The following is a 25,549-nucleotide window of genomic DNA, read 5'->3' on the forward strand; positions in this document are numbered from 1 at the left end:
GAGTTTTTATCTCTTATTTCAACCTCTACTTTTTCTTGCTTTGGTAACTCTTTTATCTCTTATACTTTTTCTATATGAGGTCTTGTGGGTTTTACCATTTCCATCACATATTCATCTTTTGGATAAAAATAATAAATTATAAGTCCAACTAACGCAACTAAAATAACAATAATTTTGATTCTTTTATCTTCTAAATTATGCATAATATGACTCTTTTTTTGATTGATTATAATTTTGTTGAAATAAACTATATCCATCAACTATTTGTTTATATTGATTTTTTACACTCATTGGAGCATTTGCATAATCTTCTGAAAATGCTACTACCATTTTAGAAAGAAAATCTTCCACATTTATACTATTTAATTGTGACTTTGTAAGATTTTTATCCGTATGTATTTGGTTATTTGATACTACAAAACTCGCATTAATTGCTTTTCCATAATAATAATCTTGTAGATTTGTGTGTATTTCTGAAGATACTGTAATTGACTCAACAGGGTCTTTTATAGCTCTTAAAGTTTCATAAACTGCTTTATTTAATTTGTCATTATCACTTAAATTTACGCTACAAAGTTGAGTGCAAACATCACTATATACCATTCCCTCATCAAATGAAAATACTTTCATACCTAAATCATTTATTCTTTGATTTATTGCATCATAATTAGCTTTTGCTTCTTCATAGGGAATTTCTTTCATTTGGGCAGGAGTATAGTTACTATAATCAATTTTTGTAGTTTCTTGGCTATAAGTTGTATTTTTAACACTTTGTACTTCATTAATTGCACTCAGATAAGATTCAAAAGAGATTGTTTTATTTTCACTATTCACTTGTGTAGTAAAATTAGAATTACCACTAGAATTATTTTCTATGATTTGATTATTTGTGATTTGCATTTTTTATCCTTTTAATAAAAATATAAAAATAAGTATACTTCGACATAAAAACTTTTTATCAAGCATAAAATGAACTTTCTCTATATGAATTTGTTTTATTAGTCTCTATCTGGTCTTTCATTTGTTGATAATTATCTACTAAGTCTTGATATTTATCTTTTAAATCTCCACTTGAATTTCCTAGTTTTTCTATAAATATATCTAACATTTTATCTACAAATTTTTGACTATCAACATCATCATTATTTGTCATCGTTGCTTTTTTTTCTGTCCAGTTAAATTGTCCATCTTTTCCCACTACAAACATTGAATCTACATCACTTCCATTTTGGTATGCGTTATACTGCATAATAATTTCTGTTTGCATAAACATATATTTTGGATCTTTAGTTTCAATATGTTTTTTTTGTAGATCTGCTAATTGATCTTCAATTTCTTTAGGAAAGAATATTGTATTACCATCAGCATCTGTTCCAGCACGGTGTCTAATTTGAATTGGACTATTTTCATCATTTTTTACATTTGAAACTTCATCATCAGAAGTTTTTGTTTTTAATTGCTCTTGCAAATAACTTTCAAATTCTGAATTACTAATTACTTTTGATGTACTTGTTGTTTTTGATGAACTATATCCATAATCTTGTGTTGAAATTTCCATGATTTTATCCTTTAGTCAATTTTTATATTACTTCTAAATAATAATATAACTAATTGGATTTATTTAAAATAAATGTATTAAATAATTATGAAATTTTTATATTTCTTGAAAGTTTTGATTCTAGGATAAGAAATTGTTCAGATGTGAGTTCTATGATTAAACTTACATTTGTAGAAAAATCTTTTGATTTTATTTGTATATCTTCTTGATTTAAGAGATATTCTAATTGAGAAAGTTCAGTATATTCGCACTCTAATATTTTATTTATTAGTTTTTTGTACTCTTTAAAAACAGCAATTTTTATAACTTCATTTATGCTATCCCCATAAGCTCGAACTAATCCGCCAGTTCCTAACTTAACGCCACCAAAATAACGCACTATTATTACTGCACTATTTATAATCTCAGCTCCTGCGATTACTGCAAGTGAGGGTTTTCCACTTGTACCTTTTGGTTCTCCATCATCACTGCTATTTTCAACTATTTGACCAAACTCATTTAAAAATCTATAGGCATATACAAAATGTCTGGCTTTTGGATGTTCGTTTCTTAGTCGAATCATCACAATATCGAATATTTCATAGGGTATTAAATATGCTATAAATTTTGACTTTTTTTCTTCAAAAGCATAGCTAAACTCTTTTTGAACAAACTTCAACTATAATTGCCTCCATGAGATTAGATTTATACTTAACAACCACTTTTAATGTCCAAAGCCGAAACAAGGCAAATGAACTAATAAAATCAAGCAAAGTTAAATGTGATGGCGCAATTATAACAAAACCATCTTTTAATGTTGAAGAATTTCACAATATTGAACTCTTAGAAGAAGATTTTTATGTGTCTCGTGCAGCATATAAACTAAAATATTTTTTAGAAGAGTTAAAAGATTTTGATTTAAAAAATAAAAATTGTTTAGATATAGGAAGTAGTACAGGTGGTTTCACTCAAATACTTCTTGAAAATAATGTTTTAAAAGTTACTTGCGTTGATGTTGGTTCAAATCAACTACACCAAAGAATAAAAGATGATAAAAGAATATCATTTTTTGAAAATACAGATATTAGAAACTTCAAAAGTGAAGAAATTTTTGAAATTGTAACTTGCGATGTTTCATTTATCTCTATTTTATATATCATTGAAGATATAAATCGTTTAGCTTCAAAAGATATAATTATTCTTTTTAAACCTCAGTTTGAAGTAGGAACAAAGGTAAAAAGGGATAAAAAAGGTGTAGTAAAAGATAAAAATGCGATTATAAAAGCAAGGGAAATTTTCTTAGAAAAAACAAAAATATTAAATTGGAATTTAAACTATTCAAGTCTTAGCAAACTACAAGGAAAAGATGGAAATGACGAAGAGCTCTTCTACTTTAGTAAATAAAAATACAATAACTTCAATTGCAATTGGAGGATTTGATGGAATGCACATAGCCCATCAAGAACTATTCAAAAATTTAGATGAACATGGTGCAATTGTATCAATTGAATCAGGTTATGCAAACTTAACCCCTAAAATATATAGACAAGAGTACAGTATTCATCCTATTTATTACTATGTACTTGAGAATATAAAACATCTTGAGGGTGACCAATTTATTAAACTTTTAAAAGAAGAGTTTCCAAATTTAAAAAAAATAGTAGTAGGTTATGATTTTTGTTTTGGGAAAAATAGAAAATATTGCACAGATAAATTACAAGAACTTTTTGCAGGAGAAGTAAAAATTATTGATGAGATAAAATTAGATGATATAGCTGTTCATTCAAGAATTATAAGAGAATATCTAAAAGATGGAGATATACAAACAGCAAATAAACTTTTAGGAAAAGAATATAAAATCTATGGCCACCAGATCAAAGGACAAGGTTTAGGTTCTAAAAGTTTTGTTCCAACAATTAATCTAAAAATAAAAGAATTTTTACTTCCAAAAGAGGGAGTTTATATCACAAAAACTATCTTAAATGAAAAAGAGTACAACTCAATAACTTTTTTAGGACATCGAGTCACAACCGATGGAAGTTATGCTGTAGAAACTCATATTTTAGGTGAAAATATAAAAAACAGCAACTACACAACTCAAATAAAATTTATTAAAAAAATTAGAGATAATCAAAAGTTTAATGGTTTTGAAGAGTTAAAAAATCAGATACTAAATGACATAGAATCTGCTAAAAATTACTTTATTAATATTTATTAATATGCATTTAGATAAAATATTAGAATGATAGATAAAGTATTTAATAAATCAATAACCAAACAGTTTGAATTTGATGAAGAAGTAGCATCAGTATTTGACGATATGTTAAACAGATCAGTTCCTTTTTACAAAGAGATGCAAAGGTTATCAATAGATTTTGCTTGCAATTTTTTAAGTGAAAATGACAAAGTTTATGACTTAGGATGTTCAACAGCTTCAACTTTGATTGAACTTAGTAAACATTGCAGTCATAATTTAAAGTTAATTGGTATTGATAACTCAAGTGCCATGTTAAGTCGTGCAGCAAAAAAAGCAAAAGCTTTTGGGGTTGAAATAGATCTTATAAATGCTGATTTACATGATGTAAACTATGAAAATGCAAAACTAATTCTTTCAAACTACACTTTACAATTTATCAGACCACTTCAAAGAGAAAAATTAGTAAAAAAAATATATGATTCACTAGAAGACAAAGGAATTTTTATCTTTAGTGAAAAAGTTATCTCTTCAAATTCAACACTAAATAAACAATCTATTGATGAATATTATGAGTTCAAAAAAACTCAAGGTTATAGTGAATTTGAAATATCGCAAAAAAGAGAAGCTTTGGAAAATGTACTAATTCCATATACAGAAGAAGAAAATAAAAAAATGATATTAGATGCTGGATTTAGCCATTGTGAAACTATTTTCAAATGGGTTAATTTTGCAACATTTATAGCAATAAAAAAATAATAGTTCCCTTTCAAATTGGGAACTAATTTAAAAGGAAATATGATGTTAAAAGTTGGAGATATAGCACCTAGTTTTTGTGCACCAAATCAAGATGATGTTGAAATTTGTTCAAGAGACTTAGCAGGAAAATGGATAGTTTTATACTTTTACCCAAAAGATTTAACACCAGGTTGTACTACTGAGGCTTGTGATTTTACAGATAATCACTCATCTTTTGATGATTTAGATGCAGTTATTTTAGGTGTTAGTGCTGATGATACACTAAAACATAGAAAATTTATTGATAAATATGATTTAACAATTACTCTTTTATCTGATGTTAGCAAAAAAATGTGCGAAGATTATGGAGTTTGGCAATTAAAACAATTTATGGGTAAAGAGTTTATGGGAGTTGTTAGAAGCACATTTATCATAAATCCTGAAGGGAAAATTGCAGCTATTTGGGATAAAGTAAGTGTTAGAAAGAAAAAAAGTGTAAAAGGTGAAAAAATAGAGATTTTACACGTAGATGAAGTTAAAGCTAAACTTCATGAATTACAATCAATTTAAATTAGGAATAACAATGACAAAAATATTTAGTAAGCTTTTATTAGTTAGTGCGAGCACTTGTTTATTATCAAATCTAGCATTTGCTCAAGATACAACTTGTTATAAAAATGAGGTAGAAAAACCTTCTTTAATTGAAGATGTTGCACTTGATGGTGGTATTTGTAATGGGAAATTATCATTAAATGATATGAAAGATAATGGTTGGGATGTTTTGGATATTAAAATTAATTCTTCAAAAAATAAATTTAATTATACTTACTACTTTACAAAAGGTAATAATACAAAACAAAATAATAGTAATGTTTTATTAAGAACATCAATTACTGAAAATCCAACTACTTCAAATAATGAATTCTCAATTAAACCAATTGGCACAAAAATTACAAATATCCAAGATAATAAAAGTACTATTGATGTTGGAAATTTAATTATTGGACAAACTGGAATCGTTGTTCATATATTTAACAATGACAAAAGATTAATAGTTTCTAATGCAAAAGTAATAAGTTCAAGTGCAAATAGTTCAGTTGTTGAATTTTTTGAATTCAATGATTTAGAACAAAATGCAATTCCAACATCTAATAGAGTTGTAGCTAACAATGATATTTTAATTTTAAATTATATGTATAATTCATCTTTATTAATAGCACCTGAGTTAGATGCTTTCCAAAGTGTAAGAGATAGTTTTAAATCAAATAACTTTATCCACTCAGATATATTTGCTGCAAAATTAAAAGTAGATAATATTCCTTATCCTACAAAAGAAGATATTCAAAAATTTGCAATTGAGCAAAATCTTGGAACAATCTTTATGGTAATTGAAAATAAAGTTTTTGTTATTGATACGAAAACATTCACTATTTTACAAAGTTATGCAATTAATTATGATAACTCGGCTGAAGTAAAAATGCCATTTTATACAAGAGTTGAAGAAATTGAAGATACTATTTTCCATTGGTCATTTTTTGATTTCTTCTCAGGTAAAAAGAACTTAAGTTACAACGATTATTATAAAATGATTTTAGGAATTAACTAATGATTGACAAAAAACATTTAGATTATATTACTTCAGTTGTTGGTGAAGAAAATATAAAAAGTGACAAAGCACATTTAATTGCATTTTGTTACGATGCAACAAGAACAAGATTCGAACCAGATGCTGTTGTATTTCCACGACATGAACAAGATGTATCTGATATTTTAAAATATTGTAATGAACATCAAATCATAATTGTGCCACGTGGTGCAGGTTCTGGATTTACAGGTGGAGCATTACCTGCAAGTGGAGGGATTATTCTAAGTCTTGAACGACATATGAATAAACTACTTGAAATTGATATGGAAAATATGGTTGGAGTTGTTCAACCAGGACTTATCAATATGCAATTTCAAAAAGCAGTTGAAGAAGTAGGACTTTTTTATCCTCCAGATCCAGCAAGTGAAGAGTACTCAACACTTGGAGGAAATGTAAGTGAAAATGCAGGTGGTATGAGAGCTGCAAAATATGGTATTACAAAAGATTATGTAATGGCTTTAAGAGCTGTTTTACCAAATGGAGATATTATTGTTGCAGGAAAAAGAACTATTAAAGATGTTGCTGGTTATAACACAGCTGGAATTTTAATAGCAAGTGAAGGAACTCTTGCTGTTATCACAGAAATTACTTTAAAATTAATTCCAAAACCAAAGTTCAAACAAACATACATGGGAGTTTTTCCAAGCGTTGATAGTGCAATGACAGCTGTATTTAAATCACTCGCAGCTGGAGCAAATCCAGTTGCTATGGAATTTTTAGATGCCCTTGTAATTAAAGCATTAAAACAAAAATTTCCACAAGTTTCACTTCCTGATAATGCAGGTGGAATTTTAGTTGGTGATGTTGATGCTAGTTCAATGGCAGAAATTGATTCACAGCTTCAAACGCTAAAAGAATCATTTGCTGCAAATGGTTCAACTGAATTTATAATTGCTAAAGATGAAGAAGAAGGTAAAAAACTTTGGTTTGCTAGACGAAATGCAAGTCCAGCAACTATGATTTATGGAACTAAAAAATTAAATGAAGATATTTCCGTTCCAAGATCTAAACTTCCAGTTGCCCTTGATGGGATTTATAAAATTGGTGAAAAATATGGCTTCCAAGTTCCTTGTTTTGGTCATGCAGGAGATGGAAATATCCATGTTAATGTAATGGTAAAAGATAAAACAAATGAAAAAGAGATGGAAGACGGACACAAAGCCATCGAAGAGATTTTTCAATATGTTGTTGATTTAGGTGGAACTTTAAGTGGTGAGCATGGAATAGGTACATCAAAAGCTCCATTTATGCATATTGCATTTACAGAAGCTGAAATGAACCTATTTAGAAATATCAAAAAAGCATTTGATCCAAATAATATTTTAAATCCATTTAAAATGGGTTTATAATAAAATGAATAGTTTTAATAGTGAAGAGAGTTTTTTAAGAAAAGCTATAAATAAATTAGATTCATTTTTTAATGATGATACAACTTATTATGCTGCTTCTTTGAGTTTCTTTACTATTTTTTCTATTCTTCCAATTCTTGCTTTATTTATTGCAATTATCTCTTCTTTTTCAGAATTTGACACTTACATTGATATATTTATAACATATATTTTAAATATAATAAATCCTACACATTCAGATGAAATTATAGTTGCACTTAAAAACTATATTTCAAATTCCAGTAACTTAGGATTTTTAGGAATTGTTTATATGCTTTTTGTATTTATTATGTTTTTTAAAGATTATGAATACATAGTAAATAAAATACATAAAGCTAAAAGAAAATCTATTCAATTCTCTTTTCTTTTTTATTCTTTGTTTTTAGCAATTTTGCCTATTGCATTTACTGCATCTAATATTCTTATTTCATTTTATAATAATACAATTTTACAAAATATATTTTCACATATATTTGCTTGGATAATATTTTTTACACTTTTTAAATTAAGTGTAAATAGAAAAATAGATAATAAAGCAGCTTTAATTTCTTCTTTTATTACCCTAACAGTTCTATCAATAACAAAAAATCTATTTGTTTATTATGTAATCTATAACAAAACTTACACCACAATTTATGGCTCATTAGCAACTTTATTATTTACATTTTTTTGGATTTATATCTCTTGGATTATATTTTTATATGGAATAAAAATCTGTCATAAACTAAATGTGAGAGAACAAGCAAAGCTAATTAATAAATAATAATTTCAGCACTAAAGAATGAATTAGCACAATATAATCTAGAGCACTCGTATTTAGGATATGTAGGGAAAGCATCAGAAGCATTATTCACTCCTTTAGGATTTGATTGGAAGATGACAATAGCACTAGAAACAGGTTTAGCTGCAAAAGAGATTGTAGTATCAACATTATCTATATTGTATGGTTTAGGAAGCGATAATGATGAATCATCAGCAAGTTTAATAGAAAAGATAAAAACGAATATTCCATTTGAGTCAGCTATATCATTTATTGTTTTTGTAATGATTTATTTGCCTTGCTTAGCTGCCTCAATGGTTTTTGTAAGAGAAGCAGGCAATTGGAAGTATTTAGCTTATTTATTTATTTTTACAACTACTAGTGCATGGATTTTATCATTCATTGCATATAATGTAACTAGACTACTAACTATATAAATTAAAAAATAGAGAATAAGTTCTCTATTTTTTAAAGTCACTTCTCCTTATATTTTAATAACTATAATCATAAATCATTTCAGAATAAAACTAAATCAGAATTTATTTATTTTATCCAGAATTTCAAAATAATTAAAAGAAACAACATTAAATAAAGGCTAAATAAAGTAAAAGTTAGGGATGGTGGTGCTCACAACAGGATTTGAACCTGTAACCTCTTCCTTACCATGGAATTGCTCTACCGTTGGAGCTATGCAAGCAAAAGAGAATAATAAAGAACTAACAGAATATGTGGATAGAGTTAGTGTAAAAATAAAGACCAATTATACTAGGATAATAAAAGATGAATATAAAAATAACCTAAAAAGCGGGTTAAAAAAAAAGCTTAGCATTGAATACTTTGGTAAGTATAAAAAGCTAAGCTTTAAAAAAACTCAAGAGCTGGCAGCGGCCTACGTTTCCACCAGGGGACCCGGCAGTATTATCGGCGATGAAGTGCTTGACTTCCAGGTTCGGAATGGGACTGGGTATTTCCACTTCTCTATAGCCACCAGCAAAGTTGAGTGTAAAAAGTAAATAAACATAAGATAAATCAATATGTATTGCTCTTTACACTCAACTCGTAAAGGAGTTAAGAAAAAATAATGTTAAAGTCTTATACGCGCTTAAAAAAATATTCATTTTTTCAAGGTAACGCTAGTTTTTTCTAAAAAAACACAATTTGTATTAAATATAAGAAATATATTTAATAAGATAGTAAACCAAAGAATTTGTTAAATAAGCCAAACGTTCTATTAGTACTGGTCAGCTAAACGCCTTACAACGCTTACACATCCAGCCTATCAACCAGTTAGTCTTACTGGGAACTTCAGGGAAAGTTAATCTTAGAGTTGGCTTCGAGCTTAGATGCTTTCAGCTCTTATCACATCCGTACGTAGCTACCCAACGATGCTCTTGGCAGAACAATTGGTACACCAGTGGTACGTTCATCCCGGTCCTCTCGTACTAGGGACAAATCTCTTCAACTTTCCTACGCCCACGGAAGATAGGGACCGAACTGTCTCACGACGTTCTGAACCCAGCTCGCGTACCGCTTTAAATGGCGAACAGCCATACCCTTGGGACCTACTTCAGCCCCAGGATGCGATGAGCCGACATCGAGGTGCCAAACCTCCCCGTCGATGTGAGCTCTTGGGGGAGATCAGCCTGTTATCCCCGGCGTACCTTTTATCCTTTGAGCGATGGCCCTTCCACACAGAACCACCGGATCACTATGACCGACTTTCGTCTCTGTTCGACTTGTATGTCTCACAGTCAAGCTAGTTTATGCCATTATACTCAACTGGCGATTTCCAACCGCCATGAACTAACCTTTGTAAGCCTCCGTTACTTTTTAGGAGGCGACCGCCCCAGTCAAACTACCCACCAGACATTGTCCTGATACAAGATAATTGTACGCAGTTAGTAACTCAAATATTCAAGGGTGGTATCTCAAGGATGGCTCCGACTCTACTTGCGTCTAGTCATCATAGCCTCCCACCTATCCTGCACATGAATATCCAAGCTACAGTGTCAAGCTGTAGTAAAGGTGCACGGGGTCTTTCCGTCTTTCCGCGGGTAGGAGGAATTTTCACCTCCACTACAATTTCACTGGATCCCTGGTTGAGACAGCTCCCATCTCGTTACGCCATTCATGCAGGTCGGTATTTAACCGACAAGGAATTTCGCTACCTTAGGACCGTTATAGTTACGGCCGCCGTTTACTCGGGCTTCAATCAAATGCTTCGCTTGCGCTGACATCATCAGTTAACCTTCGAGCACCGGGCAGGCGTCACACCTTATACATCCACTTACGTGTTAGCAAAGTGCTGTGTTTTTGGTAAACAGTCGGGAGGGACTCTTTGTTGCAACCTCTCTAGCTTTCTGGAGCAAGTCCATATACCAAAGTAGGCACACCTTATACCGAAGATACGGTGCTAGTTTGCAGAGTTCCTTAACCAGGGTTCTTCCACGCGCCTTAGAATACTCATCCCACCCACCTGTGTCGGTTTACGGTACGGGCAACATACAATATACTTAGTGGCTTTTCTTGGCACGACAGTATCATCGATTCTCCATCTCCTCCGAAGAGTGTCAAGAGCCTGTAAGATCTCGGCCTAATGTAACCCGGATTTGCCTAAGTTACAGCCTACGTCCTTCGACCCACTATTCCATCAGTGAGCTCGATTAACTCTATGCGTCCCCACATCGCGCTTGTATGTTGGTATTGAAATATTAATCAATTTGCCATCGTCTACCCCTTTCGGACTCGACTTAGGACCCGACTAACCCTACGATGACGAGCATCGCGTAGGAAACCTTGGGTTTTCGGCGTTGAGGATTCTCACCTCAATTATCGCTACTCATGCCTGCATGCTCACTTCTATCCGCTCCAACGCTCCTTGCCGGTACATCTTCAACGCTGAATAGAACGCTCTCCTACCACTCGAATAAATTCGAATCTAAAGCTTCGGTGCACATCTTAGCCCCGTTATATTTTCCGCGCAGAATCACTAGACCAGTGAGCTGTTACGCTTTCTTTAAAGGATGGCTGCTTCTAAGCCAACCTCCTGGTTGTCACAGTAACTCCACATCGTTTTCCACTTAGATGTGACTTAGGGACCTTAGCTGTTAGTCTGGGTTGTTCCCCTCTCGACGGTGGATTTTATCACCCATCGCCTGACTCCTGTGATTCCACATATAGTATTCATAGTTTGATAGGGTTTGGTACCGCGGTAAGCAGCCCTAGCCCATTCAGTGCTCTACCCCTATATGCTACAACACAAGGCTATACCTAAATATATTTCGGAGAGAACCAGCTATCACGAAGTTTGATTGGCCTTTCACCCCTATCCACAAGTCATCCGGAGACTTTTCAACGCCTATCGGTTCGGTCCTCCACTGGCTCTTACACCAGCTTCAACCTGCTCATGGATAGATCACTTCGTTTCGGGTCTGCAGCATCTGACTAATTCGCCCTATTAAGACTCGCTTTCGCTACGGCTTCGTACTTGACTTAACCTTGCCAGACACCACAACTCGCAGGCTCATTATGCAAAAGGCAGTCCATCACCCTGATAAATCATAGGGCTCTGAATGATTGTAAGCTAATGGTTTCAGGTTCTATTTCACTCTCCTCGCTGGAGTACTTTTCACCTTTCCCTCACGGTACTTGTTCACTATCGATCTGTAAGTAGTATTTAGGATTGGAGGGTGGTCCCCCCAGTTTCAGTCAAAATATCACGTGTTCCGACCTACTCAGGATACCATTAGAGCTATTGAAAATTTAAATTACAGGAGTTTCACCTTCTATGCTACACTTTTCCAAGTATTTCATCTATCTTCTTTAGTCTCATATCATGGTCCTACAACCCCCAATGCAAGCATTGGGTTTGTCCTAATCCGCTTTCGCTCGCCGCTACTGACGGAATCTCGTTTGATTTCTCTTCCTCTGGCTACTGAGATGTTTCACTTCACCAGGTTAGCTCCCCGTAGGGTAACATAGTTCTCACTATGCTGGGTTGCCCCATTCAGAAATCCCCGGATCAAAGCTCTTTGGCAGCTCCCCGAGGCTTATCGCAGCCTAATACGTCTTTCATCGCCTCTTACAGTCTAGGCATCCACCATTAGCCCTTAATAGCTTATTAATAAATAGAGTTAAACTCTATCGCATTTTTGATAATATTCTTTGGCTACTATCTTATTAAACATATTATTTAAAATATATCAATAAAATTAGTTGTGTTCTATCTATTTCTAGATAATTAAAATTTTTGTTTTTAATTATTAGTTCTATTAGAATAAATTCTTTTAGTTCTTTTAATTAAACGAAAAAATTAAAGACTTTAACATTATATTTTTAAATATCATTGTTACTTAAAAAAATTTACATCTTTTCAAGGCAACATTTTTGATTCGAAAATCAAATATAAATTCAATCTTTTTGAACTTATATTTAACTTTTTTATCATTTCTTCTAATTATAACTTTTAGCTTATTTTTAATAGGTGGTGGAGAATAGCGGGATCGAACCGCTGACCTCCTGCGTGCAAAGCAGGCGCTCTCCCAGCTGAGCTAATTCCCCACACTGATTAATCTTTTAAGATTATTTAATGGTGGGCCTATCAGGACTTGAACCTGAGACCTCACGATTATCAGTCGAGCGCTCTAGCCAGCTGAGCTATAGGCCCATTTTTCTACCTATTTAAATAATCTTTATAAACCGAATATAAAAACTCTTTCTTTTTAGTTTTAAGACTAGAAACGAATCTAGTCTCAATTCTCTGAAAGGAGGTGATCCAACCGCAGGTTCTCCTACGGTTACCTTGTTACGACTTCACCCCAGTCGCTGAATCCACTGTGGAAGGTAGCTATTTTAGCATCCCCGCTTCGAATGAGTTCAACTCCCATGGTGTGACGGGCGGTGAGTACAAGACCCGGGAACGTATTCACCGTAGCATAGCTGATCTACGATTACTAGCGATTCCAACTTCATGTAGTCGAGTTGCAGACTACAATCCGAACTGGGAGATATTTTTGAGATTTGCTCCACGTCACCGTATTGCGGCTCTTTGTATACCCCATTGTAGCACGTGTGTAGCCCTGGACGTAAGGGCCATGATGACTTGACGTCGTCCTCACCTTCCTCCTACTTGCGTAGGCAGTCTCATTAGAGTTCTCAGCCGAACTGTTAGCAACTAATGACGAGGGTTGCGCTCGTTGCGGGACTTAACCCAACATCTCACGACACGAGCTGACGACAGCCGTGCAGCACCTGTATATAAGTTTCTGCAAGCAGACACCAATCTATCTCTAGAAAGTTCTTACTATGTCAAGTCCAGGTAAGGTTCTTCGTGTATCGTCGAATTAAACCACATGCTCCACCGCTTGTGCGGGTCCCCGTCTATTCCTTTGAGTTTTAATCTTGCGACCGTACTCCCCAGGCGGCACACTTAATGTGTTAACTGCATTACTGCAAGGTCTAGCCTCACAACAACTAGTGTGCATCGTTTAGGGCGTGGACTACCAGGGTATCTAATCCTGTTTGCTCCCCACGCTTTCGCGTCTCAGCGTCAATAATGTTCCAGTAGATCGCCTTCGCAATCGGTATTCCTTCTGATCTCTACGGATTTTACCCCTACACCAGAAATTCCATCTACCTCTCCCACATTCTAGATATACAGTTTCAAAAGCAGTTCAATAGTTAAGCTATTGGATTTCACTTCTGACTTATTTATCCGCCTACACGCTCTTTACGCCCAGTGATTCCGAGTAACGCTTGCACCCTCCGTATTACCGCGGCTGCTGGCACGGAGTTAGCCGGTGCTTATTCATATGGTACCGTCATTATCTTCCCATATAAAAGGAGTTTACGCACCGAAATGTGTCATCCTCCACGCGGCGTTGCTGCATCAGACTTTCGTCCATTGTGCAATATTCCCCACTGCTGCCTCCCGTAGGAGTCTGGACCGTGTCTCAGTTCCAGTGTGACTGATCATCCTCTCAAACCAGTTAAGCGTCATTGCCTTGGTGAGCCATTACCTCACCAACTAGCTGATACTGTACAGGCTGATCCTAGAGCTATAAATATTTCCCTTGCAGACTTCTGTCTTAAAGGCATATAGAGTCTTAGCAGTCGTTTCCAACTGTTATCCTCTTCTCTAGGGCACATTACCTATATATTACTCACCCGTGCGCCACTTAGCTGACAATTATAGCAAGCTATAATCCGTTCTCGTTCGACTTGCATGTGTTAAGCACGCCGCCAGCGTTCACTCTGAGCCAGGATCAAACTCTCCATAAATTGAAGTTTTTGAACTTGACTTCTTCTGTATTATTTTACTATTACAAAATTATCACTCATAGTATAGACAAGTTATATGTTTTACCATATTGTTCTTGTTTGTTTTTATATTTTTAACATTTATTCTTATTTTACATCTGTAATAAATAACAGATTTTTATAAGAGTCTCATATTCGGTTTATAAAGATTACTTTACAAACGTTATAATTATTTTTAAAGATCATCCAGTTTCGATTACAACGCTTTCTATCATTCTTTCGTTTGATGCGCTTCAGTCAAATTGGACGGGAATTATAATAGATTCTTTTTCCTTTGTCAAGGGGTTATCGCTTAAATTTGGCTTAAATTTATATAATCACCCTACCTCATCTCTTTTACTATGTTTTACTTGGCTTTAAACATTGCTTCTGCTTTTTTTGTATAATTAATACGTTTTTTTATTTCTTTGTTATTATTTTGGTAGATTTTAATTGATTTTGAAGAATAAGTGTCTGTTTTATTCAAAACAGTAATGATTTGAGGAAGATTGATTTTAAAAAGTGGAGTTTCCACTTTTTATTTTACATTTTTGAGATAAGGTCTGCCAATGCTTCAATTTCAGCATCTGTTTTATTACTAACTTGTCCTGTCATGATATTTTTCATAACTCCACCATAACTACCATCTTTATAACCATGCAATGAATCAATAATTCTTTGTTTATCCCAACCTGCAATCACTTGTGATTTTCCTAAAGCTGATTTTTCTGCTTTTTGTCCATGACAAGATGCACATGTTGTAAATAAAGTTGATGCATCAATTGATGATACATCAGTTGTAGCTGTTTGTTCTGTCACTTCTTTAATCTCACCTTCAACTTTTTCTGGTGCAATTACAATATTTTCTTTTGTTTCTGTAATTGTAGTAACTGTATCTTTTGGTTCTTCCATTTTTTCAGTTGATTCTTCAACTTTAGAAGTTACGTCTTTTACTGTTTCAACTACTTTTTCACTATTTTCTTTAACTTCATTAGAAACTTTCTCTACAGCTTGAGTTGTATCTTGAACAGCAGTTGTTGGTTGTTCTTCTTTCACTACAGGTGTAACTTCATCTTTTTTAATTTCTTGTACAGTTGAACTAGTTTGATTAGACTCTTTTTTCTCGTCTCCACAGCCTGTTAATAATGCAACTGCTACAGCTGAACCTAATAAAAGTTTTTTCATGATTTTTGTTCCTTTGTTAAATAAAATAATAACTTGTTTGTTTTGTATAAAAAACAATTTTCGAATTGTATCTAAAGATTTGTATAAAAATTGTGTTACAAAGCTATAAATTCAAAAATAAACTCTTTTTCGAAATCTATTTTTACCAAACCACCCTTTTTTAACTTACCAAATAAAATTTCATCTGTTAATGGATTTTTAATTTTATCTGAGATTACTCTATTAAGTGGCCGTGCGCCCATTGCTCTATCATAACCTAAAGTAGCTAGTTCTTTTTTCGCTTTTGCACTTATTTCAATTTTGATTTTTTTATCTACTAATTGTTTTTCTAAATCTTCTATAAATTTACCTGCAACTTTAGTAACAATATCAATACTTAACGAATCAAAAGTAACAACCGCATCAAGTCTATTTCTAAACTCTGGTGCAAAAAATTTATTTATAGCTTTGTTTTCATTTAGTTTTTCATTTTTTGCAAATCCCATTACATTTGCTTCTGTTGCTCCTAAATTTGAAGTCATTATTAAAACAACATTTTGGAAATCAGCTTTATTACCACTATTATCAGTTAATTCAGCATTATCCATAACTTGAAGTAAAATTGACATTAAATCAGGATGTGCTTTTTCAATCTCATCAAGTAAAAGTACTGTATGAGGATGTTTTCTGATGGCTTCAGTTAAAAGTCCACCTTGTTCAAATCCTACATAACCAGCTGGTGCTCCAATCAGTCTTGAGATTGTATGAGCTTCCATATATTCACTCATATCAAATCTTTCAAAATGAATTCCAAGTTGAGCTGATAACTCTTTGGCAACTTCTGTTTTTCCAACTCCTGTTGGTCCTGTAAATAAGAAGCTTCCAATTGGTTTTTTATCAAGTCCAAGACCAGCTTTATTTCTTTTTATTGATTGAACAATAGTTGTAATTGCACTATCTTGTCCAAAAACTCTTTTTTGCATATTTTTTTCTAACGATTTTAATAGAGTTAAATCAGATTTTGTTGCACTTCGCTCTGGAATATGTGCCATTTTAGCAATTGTAGTTTCAACATCTTTTGAAGTTATTGTTATATTTTTTTCAGATTTTGTTTTTAAATCACTTGCTAATAATATCTTTTTAGAAGCTCCAACCTCATCAATTACATCAATCGCACAATCTGGTAAAAATCTATCTGTAATATATTTTTTACTTAATTCAACGGCACTTATTATTGCACTTTTTGAATATTTAACACCATGATACTCTTCATATTTTGATTTTAAACCTTCTAAAATAGTAATCGAATCTTCAATTGATGGTTCATTCACATCTACTTTTGCAAATCTTCTACTTAATGCTTTATCTTTTGAAAAATCATTTCTATATTCACTAAAAGTTGTAGCTCCTACACATCTTAATTTTCCATTAGCTAACATTGGTTTTAAGATATTTGAAGCATCCATGGCACTTCCACCAACACTTCCAGCTCCTACAATTGTGTGAATTTCATCAATAAATAAAATCGCATTTGGTATTTTTGCTACTTCTTTTAAAAGTGATTTTAATTTTTTCTCAAAATCACCTCTATATTTTGTTCCTGCAATCATTGAACCCATATCAAGTGAGAAAACTTTTGCTTTTAATAAAAATTCTGGAACTCTTTCTTGTGCTATTTCTAAAGCTAAACCTTCTGCAATTGCAGTTTTACCAACTCCTGGTTCACCAACTAAAATAGGATTATTTTTCTTTCTTCGACTTAAAATTTCAATTACCCTTGAAATCTCTGTTTCTCTTCCAATAACTGGATCAATTTCACCTTTTTTTGCAACAGATACTAATTCTGTTGAATTTTTATCTAAAACTTTATTATCAATATCATTGTCATCTTCATTTATATTATCTTCATCTGTTTCTTTATGAGAAATTTCTTCTAAAATATCAACTCTTTGAATTCCTAACTTTTTTAATAAATATGTAGCATAAGATTTTTCATCTTTTAAAATTGCGACAAACATATCTTCTACATTTGCATTTGATTTTCCACTTGTTTGAACATGTGCTACCATATATTCTATTGTTGATGTTAAAGAGATGGTTTCCATTGGTTCATCTATTACATTAATTGGCAGTCTTGGTGTATTTTCATCAATATATTTTTTTACATCACTAAATAATTGATTTGTATCAACACCTAAATCTATAAATAAATTTTCTATTGTTTGGTCATGAATTAACATTAAAAAAATATGTTCTAATGTTAGATATTCATGTTTACTACTTTTTGCATATCCTACAGCTTGTGTAAAAATGCTTCTTAATTCTTTGCTAATCATTTTATTCTTCTTCCATTATAGCTTTTAAAGGAAAACCCTTTTCTCTTGCCATTGTTTTAACTTGAGCAACTTTTGTTGAAGCAATTTCATATGTATAAGTCCCACATAGTTCTTTTCCCTTGTGGTGAATATTCATCATTATAACTGAAGCTTCATCAACTGATTTTCTAAATACTTTTACTAAAACATCAATTACAAAATCCATTGTCGAGAAATCATCATTTAATAAAAAAACTTTATATTTTTTTGGCTCTTGTAAATCTAACTCATCATCTAATTCAATTTCTATTTCATTACTCACTTCAAACCTTTGTTATAATAATTATTATGTCTCTTATATTATAATAAAAAAGCAATAATTAAAATAAAAAATATTTCCATAATAGCATTAATGAATTATTAATACCTGATTATCTTACTATTAATGCTCTATTTACTCATCTGAATTATACTGCTAAATACACAAAAATAATTTAAACAAAAAGGTATTAAATGAACAACCTAATACAAAATATCAAAAATGAAATGAAAAAAGTTATTGTTGGTCAAGAGGAGTTAATTGACTCTTTATTAATTGGTCTTATTGCAAATGGACACATTTTAGTTGAAGGTGTTCCAGGCCTTGCAAAAACAACTGCAATTAATGCCCTTGCCCAAGCTTTAGGAATAGAGTTTAAAAGAATACAATTTACTCCTGATTTACTTCCAAGTGATATAACTGGAACTGAAATTTATAATCCAAAAAGTGGGGAATTTTCTATCAAAAAAGGACCTGCATTTACAAATCTACTTCTTGCAGATGAAATAAATAGAGCACCTGCAAAAGTTCAAGCAGCACTTTTAGAAGTAATGCAAGAGAGACAAATCACTATTTCAGATACAACTTTTAAATCTCCAAGTCCATTTTTAGTAATGGCAACAGAAAATCCAGTTGAACAAGAAGGAACTTATAGACTTCCTGAAGCGCAACTTGATAGATTTATGATGAAAGTTTTAGTGGGATACAACACTTTTGATGAAGAGATGGAAATCGTAAATAGAGTTGCAATTAAAGGATTTGAACAAATTCAAGTTGTTGCAAGCGTTGATGATATTATAAATATGAAAGAGTCATTAAAGGAAATACATGTTGATACTGCTGTAAAAAATTATATGACAAAACTAATTTTTTCAACAAGAGATCCCAAAGATTATGATTTACATGAAATTGCTGAATATATAGAGTTTGGAGCAAGTCCAAGAGCTTCTATTGATTTATATAAAGCAAGTATCGCAACTGCTTTGATAAGAGGAAAAGATTATGTAACTCCTTTAGATATCTCTTATGTTTTAAAAGGTGTATTAAGACATAGATTAATTCTTAACTTTAAAGCCAGAGCAAATGGAATTACAACTGATTATATTATTGAAAAAATTATCCAAAAAATAAAAACTCCTTAAGTAAAAGGAACAATAAAATGTATGATAAAGCAAAAGAGATAATAATAAAAGCCAAAACAAATATTTTTAATACAAATCTTGGAAATCAATTAACTTCTCTAAAAGGTGATGGTTTAGATTTTAAAGAGATTAAAGAGTACAACTATGGTGATAATATAAAAAATATCAACTGGAAAGCAACTGCTAAAAGTAATTCTCTAAAAGTAAATGTATTTGATGAAAGTAGACAGTTAAATATAATTGTTGCTTTTTTGATAAATGGAAGTTTAGAGTTTGGTTCTGTTAATATGAAACAAGATATTGCAACTGAAATTATCGCCCTACTTGGTTTTTCATCTATTTATAATCATGACTTACTTTTTCCTATTTTTTTTAGTAATAAAAGTGAAATATTTTATGAACCAACCTATGATGAGACAATTATGTATAAACTTATCCAAGATGCCTTAGAAATTAAGTGCATTAAAAAAGAAGTAGATTATAAAAAATTCTGTGATTATATAAATAATACAATGAAACAGCGTTCTGTTATTTTTGTAATTGGTGATTTTTATGGAGATGTGGATTTAAGTGAAATTGCTTATACAAATGATGTTTATGCATTAATAGTACGAGATAGATTAGAAGAGTATCCTTTATTAAATGGTGAATACGAACTTGTAAATGCCACAAATCTTAAAAGTAGTGAATTTAATATTACAAAAAATGTTGCAAAAAAATATAAAGAACTTTTAGATTTACAAGATGAACAACTAAAAGAGCATTTTCTTAAACACAGAATCACCCACGGAAAAATATACACAGACGATGATATTTTCCTTCGATTATCACAAATCATAAAAGGATAAATGTGGAAGAGTTAAAAGATATAAAAGGAATTATTGAAGTTCCTGATTATTCCCTTTGGATTTTACTTAGCATGATTGTTGGTTTATTACTTTGTTTAATCTTTGCAATCTATTATTTTAAAAACCGAAGAAAAAAGAGAAAAAGATTAACATCAAAACAAATTGCAATGAAAAATTTAAAAGAGATAGATTTTGATGATACAAAAGGTGCGGTTTACAGTTTTTGTGAAAATTTCCAATACTTTATAGATGAAAAAAACAAAGAAGCTTTTGAAAAATTACAAAAAGAGTTGGAAATATTTAAATATAAAAAAGAGATAGAAAAACTCTCAGAAGAGCAAATAAACAAAATAAAAAGCATGATAAAGGAGATTAAATGAATTTTTTAAACTATACATTTGAATATCCTTATGCTTTTTTAATATTAATACTCTTTTTTGTATGTTTAAAATTTTGCAAAACAAAAGGTATCTCTTTTTATTTTCCTAATATTGCCTTGTTAGAAAAAGCCTCAAAAAGTTCAATGCTTTTAATAAATAGCTTAAAGTTTTTAACTGTTTTATTTTTAGTTATAGCTTTGAGTTCACCAATTAAAGAGGATGATGTAAATATTAAAAATGATGAAGGTTATGAAATATCACTTATATTGGATGCCAGTGGTTCAATGATAGAAGCAAATAAATTTGGCATTGTAAAAGATATAGTGACAGATTTTGTTGATAAAAGAGAACATGACCGTTTGGGTTTAAGTATTTTTGCAGATTTTGCATATGTGGCAATTCCTTTGACTTATGATAAAAATAGTATAAAAAGATTATTAAGTAAAATAGAAGTGGGAATTGCAGGACGACAAAGAACAGCTTTAAATGAAGCTCTATTTTTAAGTTCAAATCTCTTTAAAACAAGCAAATCAAAAAACAAGATTGCCATACTTTTAACTGATGGAATAGATAATACAAATACAATTCCTTTAGATGTGGCAATATCTACAGCCAAAAAATATGGAATAAAAGTTTATACAATTGGAGTTGGAACTCCTGGAGATTTTAATCCAGCAGTACTGCAAGAAATTGCAAATCAAACAGATGCAAAATACTTTTATGCTGACACAATTCAAGGTTTAAAAGATATATATTCAACAATTAATAAATTAGAAAAAAGTGAAATAAAAGCTGAAAAATATGTGAAAAAAACATATTTCTATCAATACTTTTTAGCTTTAGCAATGCTATTTTTCATGGCATATTTTTATATGTCAAATAAGGAGTAAGGATGTTTTATTTTAAAAATATAGAGTTTTTATATCTACTTTTTTTGATTATTCCTTTGATTTATCTAATAAGTAAGAGAAAAGAGTTTGTTTTAGGACAATTTTCAGCTGAAGTATTTAAGAAAATAGAGTTTAAAAATAACAGATTCTCAAAAAAAACAAGAGCTATAATATTAATTTTCTCTTTTGTTTGTTTAATTTTTGCACTTGCAAGACCTGTAATGCAAAATGGTGAGATAAAAATAAAATCAAGTTTTGTGGATATGTTAGTGGCTGTAGATATTTCAAAATCAATGATGGCAGATGATATTTATCCAAATAGATTTGAGTTTGAAAAAAATAAACTCTTCTCATTTTTAGATGAACTAAAAAATATTAGAGTAGCCCTTGTGGGCTTTAGTTCTCAAACTTTTTTGATTTCACCTTTGACTGAGGATTTTAACTCTTTGAAGTTTTTAGTGAAAAATCTAAGATTTGATTATCTAAATCTAAAAGGTACAAATATCAAATCAGTTTTAGAAGTTACAGATGATTTATTAAAAGATGAAAAAAATAAAATTCTATTAATCTTTACAGATGGTGGAAATGAAGATAATTTTGAAAATGAAATAGCTTATGCAAAAACCCACAATATCACAGTTTATGTTTATAATATAGGAACTTTAAATGGTGGAATTATCAAAGATGATAATGAAAATTCTGTTTTAGTAAAACTAAATGAAAATATTAAAAAATTAGCTTTAGATACAAATGGAGCATATTTGCAACAATCATTAAATCAAGATGATATAAAACAATTAAGTGAAATTATAAACAATAATTACAAAGCTGAAAAAGAAAAAGAAGATGTCATCAAGGATGAAAAAGAGTTGTTTATTTATCCATTAGTCTTGGCAATAATCCTATTTTTTATGGGGATTTTTTCACTTCCAAGGAGAGTATCATGAGAATATTTATAAGTTTACTTTTTATTACTTTTTCTTTTTCTTGGGCTTCGGTTTTTGATTTTAAATATTTAGATGATGCAAAAAAAGCTTATGAAAACAAAGATTATGAAAAAGCAGCAGATTCTTACTCAAAGGTAAATAGTGATGAAGCAAAATTTAATGAAGCAGACTCTTTATACAAAGCAAAAAAATATGAAGATGCTTTAAAAGCTTATTCATCAATTTCAAATAAAAACTTAGAGTTTGACAAACTTTATAATATGGGAAATTCTTACGCTAATTTAAAAGATACAGATAAAGCCATAAAAAGTTATGAAGATGCTTTAAAAATAAAAGATGATGAAGATGCAAAACATAATTTGGAAGTTTTGAAAAAGAAAAAAGAAGAACAAAAAAAGAATCAAGATAATAAAAGTGACCAAAATAAGCAAGATGAAGAGAACAAACAACAAAATTCTCAAAATCAAAATCAGGACAAACAACAAAATAATAGTAAAGAAGATGAAAACAAAAAGGAAAATAGACAAGAGCCTGAACAACAACAAAATAGCCAAGACTCCCAAAAACCAGAGAATCAAAAAGATACAAAACAAGAAAATAAAAAAGAGCAAGAAGAGCAAAAACAAACACCAGCTTCCGAAATGCCACAAAAAGAACAAACAATTAGCAATATGGAAGAGAGAAAATGGCAAAAACTTCTAAATGATAGAGAGATAAATACACTTTTACTTCCATTAACAAAAGGAGATAACAATGAAAAACAACCTTGGTAAAATATTTATATTTTGCACATTTTTTCTAAGTGCCTTATTTGCAGATGTTAAATTAACACTAAATACACCAGCGATTTACGCGGGAGAGATGGCTAGTTTTACAATTACTTCAAATAGTGATGGAGATGTGGAATTTCCAGAAATCAACACAATTGATAGTTATAATATAATCAATAGATCTTCATCTTCTTCAACAACTATTATAAATGGAAACTATTCTAAAAAAATATCAAAAACATATAGTTTTGCTCCAACAAAAGATGTGATTATTCCAGCTTTTGAGGTAAAAGTTGATGGAAAAACTTATACAACAAATCCTCAAAAAATTTCAGTTTTACAGCCAAGTGCCAGCAAAGATGGTGAAGATTTTGTAATTCAAATAAAAGCAGACAAACAAGAAGTAAAAGTTGGGGAATCAATTAATTTAGATGTAATGTTTAAATATAAACTTGATTCTCAAATTGATAAGCTTCAAATTAGTGACCCAAAACTTGAAAATTTTTGGATAAAAAAAGTAGGTGATGCAGAAAAAAGTAGTGAAAATGAGTACATAGTTTACACACAAAAATATCTTTTATTTCCACAAAAATCAGGAGAATATGACTTAAAATCTTTAGAAGCTGATGTGGGAAAAGCTTTTAAACAAAAAATGGCAAATGATTTTTTTAATGATCCATTTTTTAAAGACCCATTTTTTGATTCAATAACAAGTACAATTAAATGGCAAAAAATTTATTCAAATGATTTGCATATATCAGTTAAATCTTTACCAAATAATTTAGAACTTTTTGGTGATTACACTTTAAAAGCAACTGTTGATAAAACTTTAGTTGAAGCAAACCAACCTGTAAATCTAACTATTGATATTAATGGGGTTGGAAATATTGATGATATTCAAAAATTCAATTTAACGATAGATAATGTTGTAAGTTACGCAGATGAGCCAAAAATTGATTCAACATTTGAAGATAAAGAATATAAAGGGGATTTCTCTCAAAAAATAGCTTTTGTTGCCCAAAATGATTATACGATTCCAAAAATTTCTTTGACTTATTTTGATAAAAATACAAATCAAGTTAAAACAATCTATTCAGAACCCATAAATATCAAAGTTATAAATAATAATTCAAATAACACAGCTGTAAAAATTGAAACTTCAAACAATACGCCAATTGTTTCAAACAATAGTGAAGAAACTCCAAAGATAAAAGAAGACAAAAATATAAACTACATAGTTTTAGCTCTTGTTGTTTTAGTTGTTATTTTGGCATTACTTCTACTTTTTAGAAATAAGAAAACAGATAAAAAAGTTGAAAAAGATATAGTACAAGCAATTAAAAAAGCTAAAAATGATAAAGAGTTATTTGAATTACTTTTAACATATAGTAAAAAAAGTGGAATAATTACAGATACTCTTAATAAATTAGAAGAGAATCTTTATAAAAAAACAAATCATAAAATTGATAAAAATGAATTAATGAATTTCTTTGAAGATGAAATAATGTAACTTTCAAGTTACACTATTTTTATTTTGTTATACTTTTGCCAATTAAACCAAAAGAGAAAATATGAAAAAAATTCTATTTGTAAGTGCAACAAACACAGATGTAGGTAAAACTTATGCCTGCGGAAAACTTCTTGAACATTATGCAAAAAAAGGTTTCAAAGTTGGATATTTCAAACCCTTTGAAACAGGTGTTGTTGATTTTCCCCTTGATGGAACTAAAATGTTAAATTTAGTAAAAACTCTAAATCCCTCTTTTAATGTAACAATAAATGATGTTGTTCCTTATCAATTCAAACTTCCAGCAGCTCCTTATGTAGCAAAAGAAAACACAATTATAGATATAGAGTTTCTAAAAGAGAAAAAAAAATATTTAGAACAATTTTGTGATGTGCTTATTATTGAGGGAGCTGGTGGATTAATGGTTCCAATTGAAAAAGATTTGTTTATTATAGATTTAATAAAAATATTTGATTGTGAAGCTATTTTAATCACCTCATCAAAACTGGGAGGTATAAATGACACCCTACTTTCTATTAATGCTTTAAAAGCTAAAAATATTAATTTTAAATTTTATATCAATTTATATCAAGATATTGAGAGCTTTGAAAAAGTGTCAAAACCATTTTTACTTGACTACTTTGGAAAATTAAATTTCCTAGAAGATTTAGAAAAATCATAAGTTTTTTTAAATTTCTTCTAATTTAT

Annotated in this window: 22 protein-coding genes, 3 tRNA genes, 3 rRNA genes and 1 pseudogene; 16 read left to right on the top strand and 13 right to left on the bottom strand. The window is 30.7% G+C overall.

Annotated features, from left to right (window positions below; genetic code table 11):
* Positions 1 to 59 precede the first annotated feature (59 nt).
* The 4 genes from AVENP_RS12580 to AVENP_RS12595 form a co-directional block, all read right to left on the bottom strand.
* Positions 60 to 203 (bottom strand): hypothetical protein, encoded by a 144-nt coding sequence (locus tag AVENP_RS12580; RefSeq protein WP_153802253.1) that lies wholly within the window; start codon positions 201 to 203, stop codon positions 60 to 62.
* Positions 196 to 900, bottom strand: a complete 705-nt coding sequence (locus AVENP_RS12585; RefSeq protein WP_128360188.1) for a hypothetical protein — start codon at positions 898 to 900, stop codon at positions 196 to 198. Before AVENP_RS12585 ends, AVENP_RS12580 begins: the two co-directional genes overlap by 8 nt.
* 58 nt (positions 901 to 958) lie before the next feature.
* The gene (locus AVENP_RS12590; RefSeq protein ID WP_128360187.1) at positions 959 to 1,558 is read right to left on the bottom strand and encodes an MCP four helix bundle domain-containing protein; all 600 of its coding nucleotides are present in this window, start codon (positions 1,556 to 1,558) and stop codon (positions 959 to 961) included.
* 85 nt (positions 1,559 to 1,643) lie between these two features.
* Positions 1,644 to 2,216, bottom strand: coding sequence for an IMPACT family protein (locus AVENP_RS12595; protein WP_128360186.1), 573 nt, complete (start codon positions 2,214 to 2,216; stop codon positions 1,644 to 1,646).
* Between the two features lie 14 nt (positions 2,217 to 2,230).
* On the opposite strand from AVENP_RS12595, the gene tlyA reads away from it, so the two are divergent.
* The 8 genes and pseudogenes from tlyA to AVENP_RS12635 form a co-directional block, all read left to right on the top strand.
* Complete coding sequence (tlyA, locus tag AVENP_RS12600; protein ID WP_128360185.1) at positions 2,231 to 2,941, top strand: 23S rRNA (cytidine-2'-O)-methyltransferase TlyA; 711 nt, start codon at positions 2,231 to 2,233, stop codon at positions 2,939 to 2,941.
* Entirely contained in the window at positions 2,910 to 3,755 is an 846-nt protein-coding gene (locus tag AVENP_RS12605) for a bifunctional riboflavin kinase/FAD synthetase (RefSeq protein WP_128360184.1), read from the top strand. Before tlyA ends, AVENP_RS12605 begins: the two co-directional genes overlap by 32 nt.
* 24 nt (positions 3,756 to 3,779) lie before the next feature.
* Complete coding sequence (gene cmoA, locus AVENP_RS12610) at positions 3,780 to 4,490, top strand: carboxy-S-adenosyl-L-methionine synthase CmoA (RefSeq protein WP_128360183.1); 711 nt, start codon at positions 3,780 to 3,782, stop codon at positions 4,488 to 4,490.
* 42 nt (positions 4,491 to 4,532) lie between these two features.
* Positions 4,533 to 5,039 carry a thioredoxin-dependent thiol peroxidase gene (bcp, locus tag AVENP_RS12615; protein ID WP_128360182.1) on the top strand — a complete coding sequence of 169 codons (507 nt, stop codon included), beginning with the start codon at positions 4,533 to 4,535 and terminating at the stop codon, positions 5,037 to 5,039.
* 13 nt (positions 5,040 to 5,052) lie between these two features.
* Positions 5,053 to 6,075, top strand: a complete 1,023-nt coding sequence (locus tag AVENP_RS12620; protein ID WP_128360181.1) for a plasminogen-binding N-terminal domain-containing protein — start codon at positions 5,053 to 5,055, stop codon at positions 6,073 to 6,075.
* Positions 6,075 to 7,463 (top strand): FAD-linked oxidase C-terminal domain-containing protein, encoded by a 1,389-nt coding sequence (locus AVENP_RS12625; RefSeq protein ID WP_128360180.1) that lies wholly within the window; start codon positions 6,075 to 6,077, stop codon positions 7,461 to 7,463. The genes AVENP_RS12620 and AVENP_RS12625 overlap by 1 nt, the downstream gene beginning before the upstream one ends.
* 4 nt (positions 7,464 to 7,467) lie before the next feature.
* On the top strand, positions 7,468 to 8,265 hold the full coding sequence (locus tag AVENP_RS12630) for a YihY/virulence factor BrkB family protein (RefSeq protein WP_128360179.1): 798 nt from the start codon (positions 7,468 to 7,470) through the stop codon (positions 8,263 to 8,265).
* A gap of 11 nt (positions 8,266 to 8,276) precedes the next feature.
* Positions 8,277 to 8,699: pseudogene (locus AVENP_RS12635) on the top strand (nucleoside recognition domain-containing protein); the annotation flags it as partial.
* Positions 8,700 to 8,883: 184 nt separating this feature from the next.
* Here the strand turns inward: AVENP_RS12635 and AVENP_RS12640 are convergent.
* From AVENP_RS12640 to AVENP_RS12680, 9 genes are all read right to left on the bottom strand, one after another.
* Positions 8,884 to 8,959, bottom strand: a tRNA-Thr gene (locus AVENP_RS12640).
* Positions 8,960 to 9,138: 179 nt separating this feature from the next.
* Positions 9,139 to 9,254: ribosomal RNA gene (gene rrf / locus AVENP_RS12645) — 5S ribosomal RNA — on the bottom strand.
* 218 nt (positions 9,255 to 9,472) lie between these two features.
* Positions 9,473 to 12,385, bottom strand: a 23S ribosomal RNA gene (locus AVENP_RS12650).
* Positions 12,386 to 12,746: 361 nt separating this feature from the next.
* Positions 12,747 to 12,822 (bottom strand) — tRNA-Ala (locus AVENP_RS12655).
* A 29-nt stretch (positions 12,823 to 12,851) separates the two neighbouring features.
* A tRNA-Ile gene (locus tag AVENP_RS12660) sits at positions 12,852 to 12,928 on the bottom strand.
* Positions 12,929 to 13,024: 96 nt separating this feature from the next.
* A 16S ribosomal RNA gene (locus AVENP_RS12665) occupies positions 13,025 to 14,541 on the bottom strand.
* The 16S, 23S and 5S rRNA genes sit together here with 3 tRNA genes alongside, the layout of an rRNA operon.
* Before the next feature lie 561 nt (positions 14,542 to 15,102).
* Positions 15,103 to 15,744, bottom strand: a complete 642-nt coding sequence (locus tag AVENP_RS15915; RefSeq protein ID WP_128359628.1) for a c-type cytochrome — start codon at positions 15,742 to 15,744, stop codon at positions 15,103 to 15,105.
* Positions 15,745 to 15,839: 95 nt separating this feature from the next.
* Positions 15,840 to 18,059, bottom strand: coding sequence for an ATP-dependent Clp protease ATP-binding subunit ClpA (clpA, locus tag AVENP_RS12675; protein WP_128359629.1), 2,220 nt, complete (start codon positions 18,057 to 18,059; stop codon positions 15,840 to 15,842).
* Between the two features lies 1 nt (position 18,060).
* Positions 18,061 to 18,360: an ATP-dependent Clp protease adaptor ClpS gene (locus AVENP_RS12680; protein ID WP_128359630.1), complete on the bottom strand. Its 300-nt coding sequence runs from the start codon at positions 18,358 to 18,360 to the stop codon at positions 18,061 to 18,063.
* A 191-nt stretch (positions 18,361 to 18,551) separates the two neighbouring features.
* Between AVENP_RS12680 and AVENP_RS12685 the strand changes: the two genes are divergently transcribed.
* The 8 genes from AVENP_RS12685 to bioD all read left to right on the top strand — a co-directional run bounded on the left by AVENP_RS12685 (position 18,552) and on the right by bioD (position 25,523).
* Positions 18,552 to 19,499, top strand: a complete 948-nt coding sequence (locus tag AVENP_RS12685) for an AAA family ATPase (RefSeq protein WP_128359631.1) — start codon at positions 18,552 to 18,554, stop codon at positions 19,497 to 19,499.
* 17 nt (positions 19,500 to 19,516) lie between these two features.
* Positions 19,517 to 20,347, top strand: a complete 831-nt coding sequence (locus tag AVENP_RS12690) for a DUF58 domain-containing protein (protein ID WP_128359632.1) — start codon at positions 19,517 to 19,519, stop codon at positions 20,345 to 20,347.
* A gap of 2 nt (positions 20,348 to 20,349) precedes the next feature.
* Positions 20,350 to 20,727: a hypothetical protein gene (locus AVENP_RS12695; protein WP_128359633.1), complete on the top strand. Its 378-nt coding sequence runs from the start codon at positions 20,350 to 20,352 to the stop codon at positions 20,725 to 20,727.
* Positions 20,724 to 21,617 carry a vWA domain-containing protein gene (locus AVENP_RS12700; protein WP_128359634.1) on the top strand — a complete coding sequence of 298 codons (894 nt, stop codon included), beginning with the start codon at positions 20,724 to 20,726 and terminating at the stop codon, positions 21,615 to 21,617. Before AVENP_RS12695 ends, AVENP_RS12700 begins: the two co-directional genes overlap by 4 nt.
* A gap of 2 nt (positions 21,618 to 21,619) precedes the next feature.
* Entirely contained in the window at positions 21,620 to 22,564 is a 945-nt protein-coding gene (locus tag AVENP_RS12705; protein WP_128359635.1) for a vWA domain-containing protein, read from the top strand.
* A complete protein-coding gene (locus AVENP_RS12710) occupies positions 22,561 to 23,337 on the top strand; it encodes a tetratricopeptide repeat protein (protein WP_128359636.1) in 777 nt (258 codons plus the stop codon). Before AVENP_RS12705 ends, AVENP_RS12710 begins: the two co-directional genes overlap by 4 nt.
* On the top strand, positions 23,318 to 24,844 hold the full coding sequence (locus AVENP_RS12715; protein ID WP_128359637.1) for a BatD family protein: 1,527 nt from the start codon (positions 23,318 to 23,320) through the stop codon (positions 24,842 to 24,844). Before AVENP_RS12710 ends, AVENP_RS12715 begins: the two co-directional genes overlap by 20 nt.
* Positions 24,845 to 24,905: 61 nt before the next feature.
* The gene (bioD, locus tag AVENP_RS12720; protein ID WP_128359638.1) at positions 24,906 to 25,523 is read left to right on the top strand and encodes a dethiobiotin synthase; all 618 of its coding nucleotides are present in this window, start codon (positions 24,906 to 24,908) and stop codon (positions 25,521 to 25,523) included.
* Positions 25,524 to 25,549: the final 26 nt, after the last annotated feature.

This window comes from Arcobacter venerupis (assembly GCF_013201665.1).
Classification (GTDB): domain Bacteria; phylum Campylobacterota; class Campylobacteria; order Campylobacterales; family Arcobacteraceae; genus Aliarcobacter; species Aliarcobacter venerupis.